Source organism: Streptomyces sp. DH24, assembly GCF_029813775.1.
Taxonomy (GTDB): Bacteria; Actinomycetota; Actinomycetes; order Streptomycetales; family Streptomycetaceae; genus Streptomyces.
This window is the reverse complement of record NZ_JARVKW010000011.1, coordinates 146,757-165,039: the sequence shown is the minus strand read 5'-3', so window position 1 is coordinate 165,039 and position 18,283 is coordinate 146,757. Positions and strand designations below refer to the sequence as shown.

Genomic DNA, 18,283 nt, shown 5'->3' with positions numbered 1-18,283 from the left:
GCCATTTCCCGGCCGGGCGGCGACCGGCAGGCTGGTTCACCATGAGCACTGTGAAGACGATGAGAGTCATCAGCCAGGACGTCCTCGGCGGGCCCGAGGTCCTCAGGACGGTGGAAGTGGAACGGCCGGCCCCGCGGCCGAACGAGGTACTCGTCCGGGTCAGGGCGGCAGGCGTCAACCCGACCGACTGGAAGCACCGGCAGCACGGCGGCTTCCTCGGCGAACCGCCCTTCACGCTGGGCTGGGACGTGTCCGGCGTGGTGGAGGCCGTGGGGATCGGCGTCGCGCGGTTCCGGCCGGGCGACGAGGTGTTCGGGATGCTGCCCTACCCGTTCGGGCACGGCTCGCACGCCGAGTACGTGACCGGACCGGCGCGTGCCTTCGCGCACAAGCCGGCCTCGATCGACCACACGCAGGCCGGCGCGCTCCCGCTGGTGTCCCTGACCGCCTGGCAGGCGCTGGTCGAGACGGCGGACCTACGGGAAGGGCAGCGGGTGCTGATCCACGCGGCGGCCGGCGGCGTGGGCCACGTGGCCGTGCAGATCGCCAAGGCGCGCGGCGCGCATGTGATCGGCACCGCGAGCGCGGGCAAGCACGACTTCCTGCGGAGCATCGGCGTGGATGAGCCGGTCGACTACCGGGAGACGGACTTCGCCGACGTCGTGAAGGACGCCGACGTGGTCCTGGACACCCTCGGCGAGGACACCTCGGTCCGTTCGCTGCGGGTGCTGCGCCCCGGCGGGATCGTGGTGTCGATCCTGCCGGTGGGCTCCGACGAGTTCCCGCGTGAGGCCGAGCGGCTCGGGGTGCGTGCGGTCCGGATGCTCGTCGACGCGTCCCACAGCGGGATGCGGGCCGTCGCGGAACTGGTCGAGGCGGGCAAGCTGCGTCCGACGATCGAGCGGACGTTCCCGCTGGCCGAGGCCGCCCGGGCGCACGCGCTGGGCGACACCGGCCGCACCACCGGGAAGCTGGTCCTGCTGGCCGACTGACCCTCCGACAGGCCCCGGCGACCCGCTCCCCACCCTCGAATGTGCCGCTGCACGTGCGCCGGAACGTGCAGCAAAAGAACTCGGCCGCAATTCGAAGACATATGTCAATCGAACATGCTCAAATTCAATCGATCGGGGGTAACTTGCAGGCAGGGAGGCGGTGTTGGCCGCTTCCCTGCCGGTGCGTGAAGAGTTGGAGGCGGTGTCGTCGTGCAGCAGGAGCCTGCGCCGTTCACCCGGCATCTGCGCGTCCATCAGGACCGGGGCCACACGGTGCTGGAGTTCCGCGGTGAGATCGACATCGCCGCGGCGGCGGAGATCGCGCCGCACCTGGACCAGGTGACGGACCGCGCCACGCCCCGCGTCGTGATCGACCTCAGCCGGGTGGAGTTCTTCGACTGCTCCGGGCTGCGGCTGCTGTACCGGGCCCGGCGGCGGGTCCTGGACCGGCACGGACACCTGCTGCTCGTCTGCGCCCACCCGCTGACCCTGCGCGTCCTGCGGATCACCGGTCTGTCCCGTCTGCTCCCCCCACAGCCCACGCTGGAGGCGGCCCTGACCCGTCCGGAGGCCACGTCCGGCACCGTGTGACGGCCCCCTCTCCGTTCCCGTGCGCGAGCCGCCCTCCCCGCTACGCGCCCCCGGTGCTCCCGGTGCTCCCGTCCGGTCGCGTTCCCGCCAACTTGCCGGTCTGGCAAGGAAAGTCAGGGGCACCCGAAGAGGAGGAGGGAGGGCCGCTTGCCATGACGACACTGATCGGACGCGTGCCCGGCTGGGCGAAGGCGCTGGGCGCGGTCGTCGTCGTGCTCGCCGTACTGTTCGCCGGGTTGCGGCTGACCGTACTGCCGGGACTGAAGGACCTGTTCGGCACCGAGACCCACGACCGCTCCGGCCCCGCGCTGCTCAAGTCCATCCGGGACATGAGCCGTTACGAGGCCGCGTCCGGCAACTTCCAGGTCGTCGTGGACCTGGAGAAGGACGCCAGGTACCTGCCCGACGCGGTCCGCGGCACCCGCACCCTGTACGTCGGGGCCGGCACCGTCGGCGCCCACGTCGACCTGGGGAAGCTCGGCAAGGGGGACGTGACGGTCGACGACGACCGCACCTCGGCGACGCTCCGGCTGCCGCACGCCGCGCTCGGCACCCCGGCCCTCGACCCGGAGCGGTCCTACGCCGTCTCCAAACAGCGCGGGCTGCTCGACCGGCTCGGCGACCTGTTCTCGGACAACCCGAACGGCGAACAGGCCGTGCAGAAGCTCGCCGTACGGCACATCGGCGAGGCGGCGAAGGACAGCGGGCTGACCGCACGCGCCGAGGCCAACACCACCGCGATGCTCCAGGGGCTGCTGCGCTCCCTCGGCTTCAAGGAGGTGCGCGTGACGTACGGAGCCTGATCCGCCGCGAGGCCGACCACCTGAGTGACCGAGCGACTGGAGGACCCCATGACCCGAGCAGGCTCGCGTCCGCGTGTCCTGTCCCTGCGGGGTGGCCTGGCACGGCGCCGCCCCGCCAAGCCCGAAACCGAGCGACGCCCGCTGCCCCTGCCGCTCCGGCTCCTGGCGGTGCTGTGCGCGTTCGCGTTCATGGTGGCGTTCGCCGCCGTGCTGGCCCGGCTGACCCTCCAGCCCTCCCCCGCCTCGGAGGCGCTGACCCACAGCAACCTGCACCCGGGCCGCTCCCTGTCCGCCTATCTGAACCAGCCCGAACTGCGCGACGCCGTACGGCAGATCGGAGGGAACATCCTGCTCGGCGCGCCCTTCGGGGTGCTCGTGCCGGTCGTCGCCCCGCGCACCCGGGGCATCCTGCGGGTGCTGCTGCTGACGGCCACGGTGATGATGCTGGTCGAGCTCGCGCAGGGCGCGGTGGTGACCGGGCGCGCCTTCGACATCGACGACGTCATCCTCAACACCACGGGCGCGCTGGTGGGTTACCTGCTCGCGGGGCGCCGGCTGAGCCGGGCCGTGCACGCGCGCGAGAAGAGCGCGTGACCGGGCGGGGAGGCGGGCCGGAACCCAACGGCTGGTCCGGACCAGGGTATTGACGCCCTATTACTTCACGCCTTGAATCAAGAGGCGACACATCCACCCCCCACACCTCGCACGGCGCGCCCACCCCCACGCGGGCCGCCCCGCGGGAAGGACCGGCCGTGACCTCTCCACGCCTGCTGCGCACCAGCCTCCTCACCGCCCTGTCCGCCGCGCTGGTCGCCACCGCCGCGACCGGCCCGGCGCGGGCGGAGCCGTCCGACGCCCCGGCCCCCGCCGCGGCGGTGTTCTCCGACACCTTCGACGGACCCGCCGGTGCGGCCGTCGACCCCGGCAAGTGGCAGATCGAGACCGGCGACAACGTCAACAACCACGAGCGGCAGTACTACACGGCCGGCGCGAACAACGCGGCCCTGGACGGCCAGGGCCATCTGGTGATCACCGCGCGCCGCGAGAACCCGGGCAACTACCAGTGCTGGTACGGCCGGTGCGAGTACACCTCGGCCCGGCTCAACACCGCGGGGAGGTTCACCGCGCAGTACGGGCACGTCGAGGCGCGCATCAAGGTCCCGCGCGGGCAGGGGATGTGGCCCGCGTTCTGGATGCTCGGCAACGACCTCGGCCAGGTCGGCTGGCCCGACTCGGGCGAGATCGACGTCATGGAGAACGTCGGGTTCGAACCCTCCACGGTGCACGGCACGATCCACGGCCCCGGCTACTCCGGCTCGGGCGGCATCGGCGCGGCCTACACGCTGCCGGGCGGACGGGCCTTCGCGGACGACTTCCACACCTTCGCCGTGGACTGGGCGCCGGACTCGATCACCTGGTCCGTCGACGGCCAGGTCTACCAGCGCCGCACACCCGCCGACCTGGGCGGGCGGGCATGGGTGTTCAACAAGCCGTTCTTCCTGATCCTGAACCTCGCGGTGGGCGGCTACTGGCCGGGCGACCCGGACGGCTCCACGGTGTTCCCGCAGCAGATGGTCGTCGACCACGTGTCGGTGACGACGTCCGGCGCGGCGGCCACCCACCGGTCGGCCGCGTGATCGCCCTGCGGGTCAATACACCCGGCGTCCCCGCCGGGTCCAGGTGAACTTGTCGCCTCCCACCCAGCGGACCACGTCCGGATCGTCCAGGTCATGGACCGTGATTCCGAACGTGGCGGCGGCCCGGAGCACGTCGATGACGGCCCTCGCCTCACCGACCACCTGGCCGTCGATCTCCACGATCCGGAACGGCGGGGTGCCGGGCTGCACGCCGAGCACCATGATCCGCGGGTGGGAGATGTAAGGGCTCTCGCTTTCGGTCATGCCATAGAGCGTAAAACGCATCTCTCGTCCATGAATGCCCGAAATGACCGCGAGGCGGTCCGGCACGTCAGGGCCGGCGCCACTCGTCGCCGGTCAGGTGCGAGCCGGCCTGCGGCCCCATCCGGAGCATCCCGCCGTCCACGCTCCACGAGGCGCCGGTGACGTACGACGCCTCCGGACCGGCGAGGAAGGCGATCACGGCGGCGACCTCGCGGGCATCGCCGGGACGCCCCAGCGGCACACCGGGGCGGCGCTCGGTGTGCACGTCCGTGTCCTCCTGGCCGGTCATCGGCGTGGCGATCTCGCCGGGCGCCACCGCGTTGACGGTGATGCCGTGCTCGGCGAGCTCAAGGGCCATCACCTGGGTGAGCAGCCCGAGCCCGCCCTTGGCCGCGCAGTACGGCGCCGCACCGACCCGGGGCTGGTGCTCGTGCACGGAGGTCACGTTCACGATGCGGCCGCCGTCGCCCTGCCGGATCATGTGCCGCGCCGCCCGCTGCCCGCACAGGAAGGGCCCGACGAGATCGACGTCCAGGACCTCGCGGACGGTGGACAGCTCCAGGTCGAGGAACGGCGTCATGGTGCCCGTACCGGCGTTGTTCACCAGCACGTCCAGACGTCCGAGCCGGTCGCACAGGTCGTCGACCACGTCGGCGGCCCCGGGCAGCCGGGTGAGGTCCATGGGGGCCACGGCGGCGCGCCGCCCGTGGGCGCGGACCTCCTCGGCGGTCTCCTCGGCGCCCTCCCGGTCCTCGTGCCAGGTGATGCCGACGTCCAGGCCCGCGCGGGCCAGGCGGACGGCGGTGGCGCGGCCGATGCCGGAGTCGGCACCGGTGATCACGGCCACTCGGCCGGCGGGAACGGTCATCGTGGGTCTCCTTGTCGGCTCGACGGCGGGCGACGCGGCATCGCAGTACCCGGGCGCACCCCGGGCAAACCGGCCGTGTCCGCCGTGCGGGGCCCCCGGCGGTGGGGAACCCTGGAGCCAGGAGGTGGCCGAGTGGCGATGGACCCCGTCGAGGCGCTGGACCGGATCGCCTTCCTGCTGGAGCGGTCCCTGGCGCCGGCCTACCGCGTCCGCGCGTTCCGCACCGCGGCCCGGACGCTGGCGGCGCTGGGCGAGGAGCAGGTCCGCGAGCGGGCCGCCGCCGGGTCCCTGGAGTCGCTGAAGGGCGTCGGCCCGAAGACCGCGCAGGTCGTCCACGAGGCGCTGGCCGGTCAGGTGCCCGGCTACTTGCGGAAGCTGGAGGGCGAGGCGGCCGACCCGGGGCCCCGGGCCGGAGACGGGCTGCGCGCGCTGCTGCGCGGGGACTGCCATCTGCACTCCGACTGGTCCGACGGCGGCAGCCCGATCGAGGAGATGGGCCGGGCGGCGGCGCGGCTGGGCCACGAGTGGGCGGTGCTCACCGACCACTCCCCCAGGCTGACGGTCGCCAGAGGGCTGTCGGCCGAGCGGCTGCGGGAGCAGCTCGACGTGGTCGCGGAGCTCAACGAGACCTGGGCGCCGTTCCGGCTGCTGACCGGCATCGAGTGCGACATCCTCGACGACGGCTCCCTCGACCAGGACCCCGCCCTGCTGGACCGGCTCGACGTGGTGGTCGTGTCGGTGCACTCCAAGCTGCGCATGGACGCCCGCGCGATGACGCGCCGCATGGTGGCCGCCGTGCGCGATCCGCACTCCGACGTGCTGGGGCACTGCACCGGGCGGCTGGTGACCGGGCGGGGGCGGCCCGAGTCGCGGTTCGACGCGGACGAGGTCTTCGCGGCCTGCGCGGAGACCGGCACCGCCCTGGAGATCAACAGCAGGCCCGAGCGGCTTGACCCGCCGCGCCGCCTGCTGCGGCGGGCGGTGGACGCGGGCGTGCTGTTCTCCGTCGACACCGACGCGCACGCTCCCGGCCAGCTGGACTGGCAGATCCTTGGGTGCGCCCGGGCGGAGGAGTGCGGGGTGCCCCCGGAACGCGTCGTGACCACGTGGTCCGCGGACGAGCTGCTGGCCTGGACGCGGGAGCGGCTGCTGCCCGACGGCGTGGCCGGCCCCTGAGGTGGTACCCGGTCCGCCACGAGAGGAGAACGAACGCATGGAAGCACGCGCCGCCGTGTTCGACGTCGACGGCACCCTCGTCGACACCAACCACCTGCACGTCACGGCCTGGTGGGAGGCCTTCCGGCAGGCCGGGCACCGGGTGCCGATGCACGCGGTCCACCGCGCGGTCGGGCTGCCCTCCACCGACCTGATCGCACGGGTGCTCGGCGAGGACCGGGACGAGGACCGCGACGACGAGATCAGCGCCGCGCACAAGGCGCTCTACGGGCAGTACTTCGACCGGCTGCCCGCGCTGGACGACGCCGGGCGGCTGCTGAAGCGGCTGGCCGGCGACGGGTGGCGGGTGGTGCTCGCCACGTCGGCGAGCGGCCCGGAGCTGTCGGCGCTGCGGCGCGCCATCGACGCCGACGACGCGATCACCGCGACCGCGAGCGCGGAGGACGTGACGCGGGGCAAACCCGCCCCGGAACCCGTCGAACAGGCCCTGGAACTCGCCGGGGTGCCCGCCGAGCGCGCGGTGTTCGTCGGCGACACCGTGTGGGACATGCGGGCCGGCAGCCGGGCCGGGGTGCGCTGTGTGGCCGTGCTGTGCGGCGGCATCCCGCGCGCCGACCTGACGGAGGCCGGCGCGGACGCCGTCTACGACGACCCCGCGGATCTGCTGGGGAACCTGGCCGGCAGCCCGCTGGCGTGAGGGGACGGTGATCCGGATACCCGCCCGCGCATGACGCGAGTGACGGAAGCGGTACGCAGGGAGGTCCACGCCCTGGTCGAGGCCGGGCGGGCCGTGCGACGCGGGCCCGGCCGGGAGCGGGACCTGCTGGTGCAGTCCCTCAAGGCGGCGGGGGCGGCGCTGCTCGCCTGGGTGATCGCGGACGAGTGGCTGCGCGACCCGATGGCCCTGATGGCGCCGTGGGTGGCGCTGGTGCTCGTCCAGGCCACCGTCTACAGCTCGCTCCGGCAGGCCGGTCAGCAGTTCTCGGCGATCTGCGTCGGGGCGCTCCTCGCCTCGGGAGCGCAGCTGCTCACCGGCGACACGCTGGTCGCGCTGGCGCTGTCCGTCCCGGCGCTGATGCTGCTGGCGAACTGGCCCCGCTTCGGCGACCAGGGCGTCTACGCCGCCACCACCGCCCTGTTCACCCTCGCCTCGGGCACCGTGAGCGGCGCCGCGGTGGGCCACCGGCTGGGGCAGGCGGCCCTCGGCGCGGTGATCGGCGTGGCGGTGAACGCGCTGGTGCTGCCGCCGGTGCATCTGCGGGACGTCCGGGAGAACCTCTCGGGACTGGCCCGGCAGGCCGGGGACGTGCTGCACCGGGTGGCCGGCGATCTGCGGCGCGGCGACTGGGACGCGTCGACGGCGGCCGACTGGTCGTACGCCGCGGCCGGGCTGGAGCGCCGCCTGGAGGGGCTGCGTTCGGCGCGGGGCTGGAGCCGGGAGAGTCTGCGGCTGACGTGGCGCTGGCTGCATCTGGTGTCGCGGGCGGCGCCGACCGCGCTGCCGGACGAGGCGGAGGACGAGCGGTGGAGCCGGATCACCGGGCACGTCAGGGCGCTGGTGCGGACCCTCGCGGTGGCGGCCGACGACAACCGGACGCCCGCCCCGCCCGAGGGGGAGACGCTGCGCCTGTACGCGCGGCTGCTGGAGCTGATCGGCGACGCCTGCCGCACGGCGAGCGAGCGGCTGCCCGATTCTCGGGTCGACCCGGCGGCCGACCGGGCGGCGGTGGCGGAGATGGACGAGCTGCACGAGCGGCTGCAGCGGAGTCTGCGCCACCACGCCGGGCAGGAGGCGGCCCGCACGGCCGTCCTCGGCACGCTGCTGCTCCAGGCGGAGAACATCTGGGCGGAGACCGTGCCGGACGATCACCGGGAGCAGCTGCCCGAATGACGTGCGGGCACGCGTGACACGGATCACCGCGCCCGTCGGCAGGCCAGGGAACACCCACCGGTAATTGCCCGTTGAACGACCTGTGGGTACGGATGGGACAGTGTCCCCGGGCCTCACCCCTTGCCCACAGGGACGATCGTTCGGCTGAAGCCCTGTGGAGCCTTTCGCCGAGAGGCGACCGCCGTCCGTATCCACCTTCGGGCCGCCCCGGCCGTGATTCCCCCGTCGCGGCCGGGGCTTCCTCCTTTTCCGTCCCGCGCCGGGCCCGCCCGCGGTTGACCTCGAGAGCGCTCCAGTCCGTAGCGTTCCGGGCATGAGCGACAACGACACCGCGCAACGCCCCGTCGGCTCCGGCTTCGGCGCCGAGAGCACCGCCGACGACGTCCTCGCCGGACTCGACCTGACCGGGAAGCTGGCCCTCGTGACCGGCGGCTACTCGGGCCTCGGACTGGAGACCACCCGCGCGCTCGCCAAGGCGGGCGCCCGCGTCGTCGTGCCGGCCCGCCGCACCGCCGCCGCCCGCGAGGCGCTGGTCGGCATCGACGGCGTGGAGGTGGACGAGCTCGACCTCGGCGACCTGGACAGCGTCCGCGCCTTCGCCGACCGGTTCCTCGCCACCGGACGCGCCCTGGACGTCGTGATCAACAGCGCCGGCATCATGGCCTGCCCCGAGACCCGGGTCGGGCCGGGCTGGGAGGCGCAGTTCGCCACCAACCACCTCGGTCACTTCGCCCTGGTGGGCCGCCTGTGGCCGGCGATCGAGCGCGGCGGCGCCCGCGTCGTCTCCGTCTCCTCGCGCGGCCACCACATCTGCGGCATCCGCTGGGACGACGTCCACTGGGAGCGGGGTTACGACAAGTGGGCGGCGTACGGCCAGGCCAAGACGGCGAACGTGCTGTTCGCCGTCCGGCTCGACCGGCTCGGCCGGGACGCCGGGGTCCGGGCCTTCGCCCTGCACCCGGGCGGCATCCTCACGCCCCTCCAGCGGCACCTGCCGAAGGCGGAGATGGTGGAGCGCGGCTGGATCGACGACGACGGCAACCCGCTGAACCCGGAGGGCTTCAAGACCCCGCGGCAGGGCGCGGCCACCCAGGTGTGGGCGGCGACGTCGCCGCGGCTCGACGGTCTGGGCGGCCTCTACCTGGAGGACTGCGAGGTGGCCGGGCCCGCGACGGAGGACGGCGACCGTAGCGGGGTCAGGGCCTGGGCGACCGACCCGGAGCAGGCGGCCCGCCTGTGGGACCTGTCGGTGGAGCTGACGGGAGTGAACGCCTTCGCCGGGTGACATCCCGGCCCGCCGGGTACCCGGGCACTCCCCGCAGTCGGCGGCCGAGAGGAGCGCAAGGTGAGCAGCGCAGCGGGCAGCAGGATCGTGGTCACGGGCGCCACCGGAAACGTGGGCACCAGTGTGGTGCGGCTGCTGTCGGAGGATCCGGCGGTGGGGTCCGTGCTGGGCCTGGCCCGGCGGATCCCCGACTGGTCGCCCCCGAAGACGGAGTGGGCCGCGGTCGACCTCTCGTCCCAGCAGGCCGATCTCGTCCCGGAGTTCACGGGCGCCGACGCCGTGGTGCATCTGGCGTGGGCCTTCCAGCCGACGCACGACCCGGCGGCGACCTGGCGCACCAACGTCCTCGGCTCCATCCGGGTGTTCGAGGCGGCCGCCGAGGCGGGCGTGCCGGCGCTGGTGCACGCGTCGTCGGTGGGCGCGTACTCGCCGGGCCCCAAGGACCACGCGGTGGACGAGTCGTGGCCGACGCACGGCTGGCCGGACGCCGCGTACTGCCGGGAGAAGGCCTATCTGGAGCGGGCCCTGGACGCGTTCGAACGGGAGCACCCCGCGACCCGGGTGGTGCGGATGCGGCCGGCGTTCCTTTTCAAGCGGGAGTCGGCGAGCGAGCAGCGCAGGATCTTCGGCGGCAGGTTCCTGCCGGGCCCGCTGGCCCGTCCCGACCTGCTGCCGTTCCTGCCGGACGTGCCGGGGCTGCGGGTGCAGGCGCTGCACACCGACGACGCCGCGAACGCGTACCGGCTGGCGGTCCACTCCGACGTGCGGGGCGCGTTCAATCTCGCGGCCGAGCCGCCGGTGGACGCGCAGCTGCTGGGCGAGATGCTGGGCACGCGCCGGGTGCGGCTGCCGCGTACGGCGGCCCGGTCGGCGATCGCCGCCGCGTGGGGGCTGCATCTGCTGCCGGCCTCCCCGCACCTGTTCGACGCGGTGCTGCGGCTGCCGCTGATGGACTGCACGCGTGCGCGTGCCGAGCTCGGCTGGCGCCCGGTGCGCGGCTCCACCGAGGTGCTGGAGGAGTTCCTGCGGGGCCTGCAGCAGGGCGCGGGCGCGCGGACGGAACCGTTGCGGGGCCGCAAGGTCGGCTGAAGGGCCTGAGCGACAGGAGTCCGCCGCACCGGGAATCCGGTGCGGCGGACGGGTGGTCGTGTCGGAGTCGGTCGGTTCCGGTCAGGCGGAGGACTCGTCCGGAACGGGCTGTTCCGGGTCGGTTCCCGACTGGTGCGGGGCGCCCTCGCGGCCCGTGCCCGCTTCATCGGTGTCGGGGACGTCCCCGGAGGACGTCTCCTGCTCGTCGGCAGCGGTGTCGTCGGGGCGCTCGTCAGGCACGTCCCAGGGGTCCTCGCCCGTGCCGGCCTGCTGGTCCGGCATGTCCCGCGGAACGGGTTCACCGGCCGGGGCCGGGTCGCGGCGGTCGGCCACAGCGTGCTCCCTTCCGTCGTGCGATCACCCGCGGGTACCTCCGTGGCCGGCCGCGAAACCTCAGTGCGGCGCCCGCTCCGCCAGCGCGGCGCGCCACGCGGGCAGCGGACTCTCGGGCTCCGGCTCGGCCCGGCGCCCGCCCCGGGCGAAGAAGTCGGCGAGCGGCAGGACGGCGGCGCCGACGGTGACCGCGTCGGGGCCCAGCCGCCCGAGGTCGATGGTGACCTTTCCGGCCGGGTGCCGCAGCGCGTACGACACGGCGTGGCGGCGCACGGCGGGCAGGAAGCGGGTGCCGAGCTGGAGTCCGGCCCAGCCGCCGATGAGGATGCGCTCGGGCTGGAAGAGGTTGATGAGGTCGGACAGTCCGGCACCGAGGTACTCGGCGGTCTCCTCCAGGACGGCCAGCGCGACGGGGTCGGCGCTCTCGCCCCCGGCCGGGTAGGCGGCGGCGAGCATGGCGGTGAGCGCGGTCTCCTCGTCGGTGTCCGCGGGCGGGCGTCCGCCCTCCTCGCGCCAGCGGGCGAGCAGCGACTCGGCGCCCGCGTAGGCCTCCAGGCAGCCGAGCGCGCCGCACCGGCAGCGGCGGCCCCTGACCCGCACCGTCAGGTGGCCCCATTCGACGGCCCGGCCGTGCTCCACCTCGGGGGTGACGAGGCAGGCGCCGACGCCGGAGCCGAAGAGGACCACGAGCGCGTTGCGGGCGCCGCGTCCGGCGCCGAACCACATCTCGGCCTGGCCGAGGGTCTTGGCGCCGTTGTCGATGAAGTAAGGGATGCTGCCGGGCAGGTGGGAGCCGGTGCGCAGCAGCGCCTCCAGCGGCACGGCGTCCCAGCCGATGGTCTGGCCGTGCACGACGGCGCCCCGCTCGGCGGTGCGCTCGACTATGCCGGGCACGCCGATGCCGACGCCGAGGAGCCGGTCGGGGGCGATGTCCGCCGCGGTGAGGACCTCGGCGATGCCGGCGCGGACGTGGTCGACGATGACCTCGACGTCGTAGCGCTGCGGGGTCAGGGGGCGTTCGGCGCGGGCGAGTTCGGTGAGGGCCAGGTCGAACAGTTCGATGCGGACCCGGGTCTCGCCGACGTCGACGCCGATCATGTGGCCGCTGCCGGGGGCCACGCGCAGCAGGGTGCGGGGCCGGCCGCCGTCCGAGTCGACGCTGCCGGCCTCCTCGACCAGACCGTCGGCGACCAGGTCGGCGACGACGTTGCTGACGGAGCCGGAGCTCAGTCCGGTGACCGGGCCCAGTTCGAAGCGGCTGAGAGGGCCGTCGAAGTAGAGCCGTTGCAGCACCGCCGTGCGGTTGGCCCGCCTGAGGTCGCGTACCGTGCGTCCGTTCCGCCCCGCCATGTGGCTCCTTCCAACCCCTGCCCGACCTGCAACATACCCTTGGGGGGCGCCTTGGCGCGACTTTCCTCAACCCCTTAATTCATGATGTGAACTTAGCGTCGCGACCCGAGTGCCCTCCGGGATGCCGAGGCGGGCGAGCAGGTGCCGCTTCGCGCCGGGCCGCCGCGGTCCGCGGGGCGCGGCGGTTCCGCCCGGCCCGCGCCGCCCCGGTGTCCGCGAAATCCATTGGCCTCCCCCTGTCCGGGCTCTTTACCCTTGACGAAACCTAGGACCCCTAGGTTCATGTGTCGCACGACCGGGAGCACCCCCATGAGACCACTCACCGAGCAGGACGTCCGCACCTCCTTCATCAACTGCTCGAAGGGAGAGGCCAAGCGGCTCGCCGTGCCGCGCGACCTCGGTGAGCGCCCCTGGGACGATCTCGACTTCCTCGGCTGGCGGGATCCCGGGGCACCCGACCGGAGCTATCTGGTCGTCGAACGCGAGGAACGGCTCGTGGGCGTCGCGATGCGGTTCCAGCCGGCGCAGCGCGGCTTCCTGCACCGCAGCATGTGCTCGTTGTGCCTGACCACCCATCCGCGCGGCGGCGTCTCCCTGATGACCGCGCGGAAGGCGGGCCCGGCGGGCCGCGAGGGCAACTCGGTCGGCGCGTACATGTGCACGGACCTGGCCTGTTCGCTATACCTGCGCGGCCGGAAGGTGCCGGAGACCGGCGCCCGCTTCGAGGAGAACCTCACCCTGGACGAGCAGATCGCCCGCACGACCGGCAACCTGTTCGCGTTCCTCGACAAGCTGGCCGCCTGACCGCGTCAGCGCGTCGGCCAGCAGGTTCGCGCCGGCGCGGACGGCTGCCGTCCTGGCCGGATACGTTCGATACGCCTGTTGACGGGGAACAGCCCACAGGATGCGAGAGGTACGTGAGTTGACGGCGCCCGTCGTGGGGTTCTTCAAGCGACGCCACGATCCGGTGCTGGAGCAGACCCTGCGTTCGGCGTTCGCGGCGACGGTGTCCTACGTCATCGCGCTGCGGCTGAGTCCCGAGGCCGCGCCCCTGACGGCGCCGCTGACCGCGCTGCTGGTCGTCCAGGTCACCCTGTACGCCACGCTCACCACCGGGTTCCGCCGCGTCAACTCGGTGGTGACCGGCGTCCTGGTGGCCATCGCCTTCAGTCTGCTGGTGGGTCTGACCTGGTGGAGTCTCGGGCTGCTGATCGTCGCCTCGCTGGTCGTCGGGCGGTTCGTCCGGGCCGAGGAGTTCGTGCCCGAGGTGGCGATCAGCGCGATGCTGGTCCTCGGCGTCACCACCCACGGCGACACGGCGTGGGCCCGGGTGGTGGAGACGCTGATCGGCGCGGTCGTCGGGCTGGCCTGCAATCTGCTGCTGGCGCCGCCCGTGTGGGTCGAGGAGGCCGGACAGTCCATCGAAGGGCTGGCCCGCCGGGTGCGGCAGTTGATGCTGCGCATGGGCGAGGAGGCGGCCGGCAGCACCCCGGTGCACCGGGCGGCGGAACGGCTGCACGAGGCACGCCGGCTGGACCACGACATCGTGGAGGTGGACGCGGCCCTCAGGCAGGCCGAGGACAGCCTGCGCCTCAACCCGCGCGTCCGTGAGGGCCTGCTGCACCGGGTGGTGCTGCGCACCGGCCTGGACACGCTGGAGATCTGCACGGTCGTCCTGAGGGTGCTGGCCCGCACCCTCACCGACCTCGCGAAGGAACGCGAACCGGACCCGCTGTTCCCGCCGGAGACGGGCGCGACGGTGGAGCAGCTGCTGTCGGAGGTCGCCGACGCGGTGGTGAGCTTCGCGGTGCTGGTCACCACCAGCGTCAGTTCGAACGCGGAGTCCGCCGAGGAACGCCTCGCCACCGAACTGCGGCAGGCCTCGGCGACCCGCGACAAGCTCGCCCAGCTGCTGCTGGAGGAGGTGCAGCGCGACACCCGGCACTGGCAGCTGCACGGCGCGGTGCTGACCGAGGTGAACCGCATCCTCGACGAGATGGACACCGAGCACCGGTCGCAGCGGCTGTTCGAGGAGCTGGACCGCAACGCGCGCGAGCAGTGCGAGAAACTGCCGCGGATCACCGCAATGCGCGAGCGGCTGGGGCGGAACCAGACGGGTGCCGCCGGTCGTCCCAGGTGACGAACTCGGCCGACCAGGACCGGAGGGCGGCACCCGCGCTCTCCGGCACAGCATTGAGGGGGCGTTCGGATGACCGACGGCACGGTGCGGATCGACGGCAGCACACTGCGGCTGCCGGGAGGTGTGGCGGTGCGGTTCATCCGCACGCTGCGCCTGCCGGAGACCGGTACGCACCCGCTGCCGCCGGGGCTGGGCGAGTTCCCGGTCCGCCGCGTCGCGGACCACCCCGGCACGGTGCCCCCGCAGTGGCTGGCGCGTGGCGGGGTGATGCTGCCGGTGTACCTGCGCGAGGCGATGTGGCTGAGCTTCGCCGGCACCACCGAGCCGGCCGCGCTCCAGGTCGGCGTCGGCAAGGTGTGCGCGATCTCGGGCCGGCCGTGGAGCGACCGGCTGTCCGCACGGGCGCAGAACTACGTCGTGCTGCCCCGCCAGCCCTGGCTGGACGGCATCAAGTCCGGGAAGGGCACGGTCCGCCAGTTCGTCGCGGTGCCGCTGGGCCTCGGGGCGACGGTCGAGGGTCAGGTCACCGGCGAGGAGACGTGGGGCGGCGTGCAGCTCCAGACGTTCCCGCTGAACGACCGGGAGCTCGCCAAGTGGCGCGAGGCGCGCGCGGAGGAGGAGCGGCGCCGGGCCGAGCGGGCGCGGTCGATGCCGCCGCCGCCCGTCGCCTTCGGCGGCGCGATGCCGGCCGCGCCGGGCGCGGCGGCCCCGGCGTACGCGGCGGCTCCGGCGGCCGCTCCGCGCCGTGCCGCGGCCATGGGACTCGGGGTCGGCGGTTCGATGCGGCAGGAGGTCTACCAGGACGACCGCCCGCTGAGCGACTGGGCCGAGCAGCCCGCCGGCCGGGTCTTCGTGCACCTCGTGACGCCGCCCGAGTGGCGCCGCATCACGGGCGAGGCGCCGCCGCCGTCGCCGGTGGACCGCGCCGCGTACACGCGCGCGGGGCTGCCCTGGTTCGACTACTACGACGAGGACGCGCAGGACCTCGACCCGACGGGCACCCTGAAGGGCGTGAAGCCGGTCGGGGACTGGCTCGGGGACGATCACGAGCCGTGGGAGCCGCCGGTGCCGCAGCAGGTGCAGCACCTCAAGGACGCACCGGGCGCCCCGGTCGAGGACGGGAACTGGTAGACGGGGGCAGGGATTCCGTACAGACGTTTGCACCCGGTGGGCGATCCGCGACAAGGTGGCTGTCACGGCCGGGACGGATGACGACCAGAGGTGCGGACATGGGCAGTGAGGGCTGGAGCAGGCGCCGGTTCGTCGGCGCGGTCACGGGATCGGCCGCCGCGGCGGTGGCGGGCTGCTCCGACACCTCACCGCCGGCCGGCTCACCACCCCCCGGGACGAGCACGGGCGCCCAGGCCAAGGCGCGGGTGCCCTCCGGGCCCCGCCCGCTCTGGATCGGCACGTACACGTCGGCCGAGGGCGGCGGCAAGGGCGTCGGGCTCGCCACGTACGACACCGCGTCGGGCCGGATCACCGGCACCGGGACGCTGTCCGGGATCGGTGACCCGTCCTACCTCGCGGCGCATCCCGACGGCCGGACGCTGTACACGGTGAACGAGCGCGAGGACGGTGCGGTGACCGCCGTGCGGATGTCCGACCGCGAGGTCCTGGGCAGCCGCGGCACCGGCGGGTCGGCCCCGTGCCATCTGTCGGTGCATCCGAGCGGCCGCTGGCTGTTCAGCGCCAACTACGGCTCCGGCAGCGTCGCCGTGCACCCGGTCGACGCGTCGGGGGCGCTCGGGGAGCGCAGCGATCTGGTGACGCACTCCAGTCCGGCGCCGGGCCCGGGACAACAGGGCCCGCACGCCCACCAGATCGTGACCAGCCCTGACGGCGGCCACGTCCTCGCCGTCGACCTGGGCACGGACACCGTGTACACCTACCGGCTCGACGCGCGGAACGGCACGCTCACGGAGGTCTCACGGGCGGGGACCCGGCCCGGCGCGGGGCCGCGTCATCTCACCTTCCATCCGGGCGGGCGGCACGCCTATCTGGCCAACGAACTCGACAACACGGTCGCGGTGTGCGGGTACGACGCGGACACCGGCCGGCTGACGGTCGGCGACGCGCAGCCGACGGGCACCGGGCCGGGCACCAGCTACCCGGCGCAGGTGGTCGTCACCGCCGACGGGGCGTACGCGTATCTCGCCAACCGCGGGCACAACAGCCTCACGCGCTACGCCGTCGAGCGCGGCGGCGCCCGGCTGCGGCTGCTGGACACGGTGCCCGTCGCCGGTGACTTCCCCCGGCAGATCGCCCTCTCCCCCGACGGCGCCCTGCTGTTCGCGGCGAACCAGAGGTCCGGCACGGTCAGCGTGTTCCGCGTGGACTCCGGCAGCGGCCGGCTGCGGCTCGCGGGCCGGCCGTTCGCGTCACCCGTCGCCGTCTGCGCGCTGCCGCTGTAGGGCGCGCGGGCAGGAGGTGACGCTCGCCTGGGAGAGCAGCACGTGCACGCGCTCCGTGAGCTGCGCGACGTCGTCGGCAGGCCGGTGGAACGGCAGTCGTACGTCGCCGTGGGCGCGGACCCGTTCGATGCGCAGCGTCAGCCCGTGCCGGTCCACGGCGAGGGGCCGTACGCGCACCGCACCGTGCAGGCTGTCGCGGTCGACCAGCCGGGTCAGCCGTTCCACGGCGTCGGCGTGGCAGTCGGCGAGGTGGGTGAGCAGCCGGGCCTCGGCCTCGGCCAGCGGATCGGGCGCGGCGGCGGCGAAGTCGTCCCGGTCGACCACCACGGCGCCGGACGGCTGGCGCAGCACCACGCGCGTGGGCCGGAAGGCGAGGTGGTCCTCCTCAAGGGTGCACCAGCCCGCGAGCCACACCCGGGCGCGGATCCGGTGGCGCACCGGGACGGGCGCGACGTCGGCGAACTCCAGCACGGCGGACGGCTCGCCGCGCGGCGCGCAGATCGCGGCCGCGAGCAGGGCGCTGTCGTCGGGCACGCGCAGCAGCACCCGGCCGTCGCCGGCGACGGTGTGCGCGCCGACGAGTTCCTCCCGGCCGCCCTCCGCCGTCACCGCGCAGGACCAGGCGGTGGCGAGCACCGAGCGGGCCCGTTCCGCGGCGGCAGGCGCGGCCGTCCAGGCGTGGCTGTCACCCATCCCAAACCTCCTTAGGTAAGCCTTGCCTAACCTATCGGAGATCCGAGCGCAGGCCAACCGGGCAGGGTGATCCGGTGCGACACGTCAGACGGAGACGACTCCCAGCAGGGCGCGGGCGCACAGATCCCGCACCTGACGCCGGGTCAGCTCGGAGCCGCGCAGCCACTCCAGGCAGACCGCCGTGGTGAACGCCAGCCAGCCGCGCACCGCGAGCCGCACCTCGGGCCGCTCCCCGTACACCGGGCCGAACTCCGGGTCGGCGGCCAGCGCGGCGAGGATCTGCCGTTCCTGGGCGGCCAGTGCCCGCCGGTAGACCCGGCGCACCGCCCGGTCGCCCGCCGCGTCGGCACGGTGGAAGGCGCGGTAGCCGTGCGCATGGGCCTCGACGTACTCCAGATACGTGTCGAGTCCGGCGGTGAGCTGTTCGCGCACGGGGACACCCGGCACGGCGGCGGTCAGCCGCAGCATGCGCTCGCTCTCCCGCTCCACGACCGCGGCGAAGAAGTCCCGCTTCGTCGGGAAGTAGTGGTACAGCAGCCCTCGCGAGACGCCGGCGATCTCGGCGACCTGCTCGATCCAGACCTCGTCGTAGGGGTTGTCCGAGAACAGCCGCGCCCCGACCGACAGCAGTTGCTCCCTGCGCTCCCCGGTGCTCAGCCGGCGGCGCGTGCGCTCCCCCTGGTTCGCGGCCATGCCCGCACTTTACTTGACGCCGGTTCAGCAGCAGGACGAGACTGAAACGCGTTATTGAACCCAC

Annotated in this window: 20 protein-coding genes; 14 read left to right on the top strand and 6 right to left on the bottom strand. The window is 73.8% G+C overall.

The genetic code is table 11. The annotated features are described in order from the left end of the window. Positions 1 to 41: 41 nt before the first annotated feature. The 5 genes from QC282_RS12000 to QC282_RS11980 all read left to right on the top strand — a co-directional run bounded on the left by QC282_RS12000 (position 42) and on the right by QC282_RS11980 (position 4,023). Positions 42 to 992: an NADP-dependent oxidoreductase gene (locus QC282_RS12000; protein WP_279549267.1), complete on the top strand. Its 951-nt coding sequence runs from the start codon at positions 42 to 44 to the stop codon at positions 990 to 992. 210 nt (positions 993 to 1,202) lie between these two features. Then, positions 1,203 to 1,583 (top strand): anti-sigma factor antagonist, encoded by a 381-nt coding sequence (locus tag QC282_RS11995; RefSeq protein WP_279549266.1) that lies wholly within the window; start codon positions 1,203 to 1,205, stop codon positions 1,581 to 1,583. A 152-nt stretch (positions 1,584 to 1,735) separates the two neighbouring features. Then, positions 1,736 to 2,386 (top strand): DUF4230 domain-containing protein, encoded by a 651-nt coding sequence (locus QC282_RS11990; RefSeq protein ID WP_279549265.1) that lies wholly within the window; start codon positions 1,736 to 1,738, stop codon positions 2,384 to 2,386. A 48-nt stretch (positions 2,387 to 2,434) separates the two neighbouring features. Beyond that, positions 2,435 to 2,980, top strand: a complete 546-nt coding sequence (locus tag QC282_RS11985) for a VanZ family protein (RefSeq protein ID WP_279549264.1) — start codon at positions 2,435 to 2,437, stop codon at positions 2,978 to 2,980. Positions 2,981 to 3,138: 158 nt separating this feature from the next. After that, positions 3,139 to 4,023 carry a glycoside hydrolase family 16 protein gene (locus QC282_RS11980; protein WP_279549263.1) on the top strand — a complete coding sequence of 295 codons (885 nt, stop codon included), beginning with the start codon at positions 3,139 to 3,141 and terminating at the stop codon, positions 4,021 to 4,023. 12 nt (positions 4,024 to 4,035) lie between these two features. On the opposite strand, the gene QC282_RS11975 is transcribed toward QC282_RS11980, so the two are convergent. Next, positions 4,036 to 4,287 carry a hypothetical protein gene (locus QC282_RS11975; RefSeq protein ID WP_279549262.1) on the bottom strand — a complete coding sequence of 84 codons (252 nt, stop codon included), beginning with the start codon at positions 4,285 to 4,287 and terminating at the stop codon, positions 4,036 to 4,038. A gap of 67 nt (positions 4,288 to 4,354) precedes the next feature. Continuing rightward, complete coding sequence (locus QC282_RS11970; RefSeq protein ID WP_279549261.1) at positions 4,355 to 5,155, bottom strand: SDR family oxidoreductase; 801 nt, start codon at positions 5,153 to 5,155, stop codon at positions 4,355 to 4,357. Between the two features lie 138 nt (positions 5,156 to 5,293). On the opposite strand from QC282_RS11970, the gene QC282_RS11965 reads away from it, so the two are divergent. The 5 genes from QC282_RS11965 (at position 5,294) to QC282_RS11945 (ending at position 10,596) form a co-directional block, all read left to right on the top strand. Beyond that, positions 5,294 to 6,331 (top strand): PHP domain-containing protein, encoded by a 1,038-nt coding sequence (locus QC282_RS11965; protein WP_279549285.1) that lies wholly within the window; start codon positions 5,294 to 5,296, stop codon positions 6,329 to 6,331. A 37-nt stretch (positions 6,332 to 6,368) separates the two neighbouring features. Beyond that, a complete protein-coding gene (locus QC282_RS11960) occupies positions 6,369 to 7,028 on the top strand; it encodes an HAD family hydrolase (RefSeq protein WP_279549260.1) in 660 nt (219 codons plus the stop codon). Between the two features lie 30 nt (positions 7,029 to 7,058). Further along, on the top strand, positions 7,059 to 8,222 hold the full coding sequence (locus tag QC282_RS11955; RefSeq protein WP_279549259.1) for an aromatic acid exporter family protein: 1,164 nt from the start codon (positions 7,059 to 7,061) through the stop codon (positions 8,220 to 8,222). A gap of 313 nt (positions 8,223 to 8,535) precedes the next feature. Further along, positions 8,536 to 9,507, top strand: coding sequence for an SDR family NAD(P)-dependent oxidoreductase (locus tag QC282_RS11950; protein ID WP_279549258.1), 972 nt, complete (start codon positions 8,536 to 8,538; stop codon positions 9,505 to 9,507). A gap of 60 nt (positions 9,508 to 9,567) precedes the next feature. Then, entirely contained in the window at positions 9,568 to 10,596 is a 1,029-nt protein-coding gene (locus QC282_RS11945; protein ID WP_279549257.1) for an SDR family oxidoreductase, read from the top strand. Positions 10,597 to 10,677: 81 nt separating this feature from the next. On the opposite strand, the gene QC282_RS11940 is transcribed toward QC282_RS11945, so the two are convergent. Beyond that, a complete protein-coding gene (locus QC282_RS11940) occupies positions 10,678 to 10,878 on the bottom strand; it encodes a hypothetical protein (protein WP_279549284.1) in 201 nt (66 codons plus the stop codon). 111 nt (positions 10,879 to 10,989) lie between these two features. Then, positions 10,990 to 12,279 (bottom strand): ROK family protein, encoded by a 1,290-nt coding sequence (locus tag QC282_RS11935; RefSeq protein WP_279549256.1) that lies wholly within the window; start codon positions 12,277 to 12,279, stop codon positions 10,990 to 10,992. A 309-nt stretch (positions 12,280 to 12,588) separates the two neighbouring features. Between QC282_RS11935 and QC282_RS11930 the strand changes: the two genes are divergently transcribed. The 4 genes from QC282_RS11930 to QC282_RS11915 all read left to right on the top strand — a co-directional run bounded on the left by QC282_RS11930 (position 12,589) and on the right by QC282_RS11915 (position 16,833). After that, positions 12,589 to 13,083 carry an FBP domain-containing protein gene (locus tag QC282_RS11930; protein WP_279549255.1) on the top strand — a complete coding sequence of 165 codons (495 nt, stop codon included), beginning with the start codon at positions 12,589 to 12,591 and terminating at the stop codon, positions 13,081 to 13,083. A 100-nt stretch (positions 13,084 to 13,183) separates the two neighbouring features. Next, complete coding sequence (locus QC282_RS11925) at positions 13,184 to 14,419, top strand: aromatic acid exporter family protein (protein WP_279549254.1); 1,236 nt, start codon at positions 13,184 to 13,186, stop codon at positions 14,417 to 14,419. Positions 14,420 to 14,488: 69 nt separating this feature from the next. Next, positions 14,489 to 15,550 carry a hypothetical protein gene (locus QC282_RS11920; protein ID WP_279549253.1) on the top strand — a complete coding sequence of 354 codons (1,062 nt, stop codon included), beginning with the start codon at positions 14,489 to 14,491 and terminating at the stop codon, positions 15,548 to 15,550. Between the two features lie 98 nt (positions 15,551 to 15,648). Then, the gene (locus QC282_RS11915) at positions 15,649 to 16,833 is read left to right on the top strand and encodes a lactonase family protein (RefSeq protein ID WP_279549252.1); all 1,185 of its coding nucleotides are present in this window, start codon (positions 15,649 to 15,651) and stop codon (positions 16,831 to 16,833) included. On the opposite strand, the gene QC282_RS11910 is transcribed toward QC282_RS11915, so the two are convergent. Together QC282_RS11910 and QC282_RS11905 are read right to left on the bottom strand one after the other, a co-directional pair. After that, a complete protein-coding gene (locus QC282_RS11910) occupies positions 16,801 to 17,526 on the bottom strand; it encodes a DUF2470 domain-containing protein (RefSeq protein WP_279549251.1) in 726 nt (241 codons plus the stop codon). The genes QC282_RS11915 and QC282_RS11910 overlap by 33 nt on opposite strands. 84 nt (positions 17,527 to 17,610) lie before the next feature. Next, positions 17,611 to 18,219 carry a TetR/AcrR family transcriptional regulator gene (locus QC282_RS11905; RefSeq protein ID WP_279549250.1) on the bottom strand — a complete coding sequence of 203 codons (609 nt, stop codon included), beginning with the start codon at positions 18,217 to 18,219 and terminating at the stop codon, positions 17,611 to 17,613. Positions 18,220 to 18,283: the final 64 nt, after the last annotated feature.

What these genes read in the sequence shown, in the direction of transcription:
- QC282_RS11910 (WP_279549251.1), bottom strand. Translation starts at nt 17,526, where the DNA reads ATGGGTGACAGCCACGCCTGGACGGCCGCGCCTGCCGCCGCGGAACGG.
- QC282_RS11935 (WP_279549256.1), bottom strand. Translation starts at nt 12,279, where the DNA reads ATGGCGGGGCGGAACGGACGCACGGTACGCGACCTCAGGCGGGCCAAC.
- QC282_RS11960 (WP_279549260.1), top strand. Translation starts at nt 6,369, where the DNA reads ATGGAAGCACGCGCCGCCGTGTTCGACGTCGACGGCACCCTCGTCGAC.
- QC282_RS11985 (WP_279549264.1), top strand. Translation starts at nt 2,435, where the DNA reads ATGACCCGAGCAGGCTCGCGTCCGCGTGTCCTGTCCCTGCGGGGTGGC.
- QC282_RS11955 (WP_279549259.1), top strand. Translation starts at nt 7,059, where the DNA reads ATGACGCGAGTGACGGAAGCGGTACGCAGGGAGGTCCACGCCCTGGTC.
- QC282_RS11925 (WP_279549254.1), top strand. Translation starts at nt 13,184, where the DNA reads ATGCGAGAGGTACGTGAGTTGACGGCGCCCGTCGTGGGGTTCTTCAAG.
- QC282_RS11965 (WP_279549285.1), top strand. Translation starts at nt 5,294, where the DNA reads ATGGACCCCGTCGAGGCGCTGGACCGGATCGCCTTCCTGCTGGAGCGG.
- QC282_RS11970 (WP_279549261.1), bottom strand. Translation starts at nt 5,155, where the DNA reads ATGACCGTTCCCGCCGGCCGAGTGGCCGTGATCACCGGTGCCGACTCC.
- QC282_RS11975 (WP_279549262.1), bottom strand. Translation starts at nt 4,287, where the DNA reads ATGACCGAAAGCGAGAGCCCTTACATCTCCCACCCGCGGATCATGGTG.
- QC282_RS11915 (WP_279549252.1), top strand. Translation starts at nt 15,649, where the DNA reads ATGGGCAGTGAGGGCTGGAGCAGGCGCCGGTTCGTCGGCGCGGTCACG.
- QC282_RS11990 (WP_279549265.1), top strand. Translation starts at nt 1,736, where the DNA reads ATGACGACACTGATCGGACGCGTGCCCGGCTGGGCGAAGGCGCTGGGC.
- QC282_RS11920 (WP_279549253.1), top strand. Translation starts at nt 14,489, where the DNA reads ATGACCGACGGCACGGTGCGGATCGACGGCAGCACACTGCGGCTGCCG.
- QC282_RS11950 (WP_279549258.1), top strand. Translation starts at nt 8,536, where the DNA reads ATGAGCGACAACGACACCGCGCAACGCCCCGTCGGCTCCGGCTTCGGC.
- QC282_RS11940 (WP_279549284.1), bottom strand. Translation starts at nt 10,878, where the DNA reads ATGCCGGACCAGCAGGCCGGCACGGGCGAGGACCCCTGGGACGTGCCT.
- QC282_RS11930 (WP_279549255.1), top strand. Translation starts at nt 12,589, where the DNA reads ATGAGACCACTCACCGAGCAGGACGTCCGCACCTCCTTCATCAACTGC.
- QC282_RS12000 (WP_279549267.1), top strand. Translation starts at nt 42, where the DNA reads ATGAGCACTGTGAAGACGATGAGAGTCATCAGCCAGGACGTCCTCGGC.
- QC282_RS11905 (WP_279549250.1), bottom strand. Translation starts at nt 18,219, where the DNA reads ATGGCCGCGAACCAGGGGGAGCGCACGCGCCGCCGGCTGAGCACCGGG.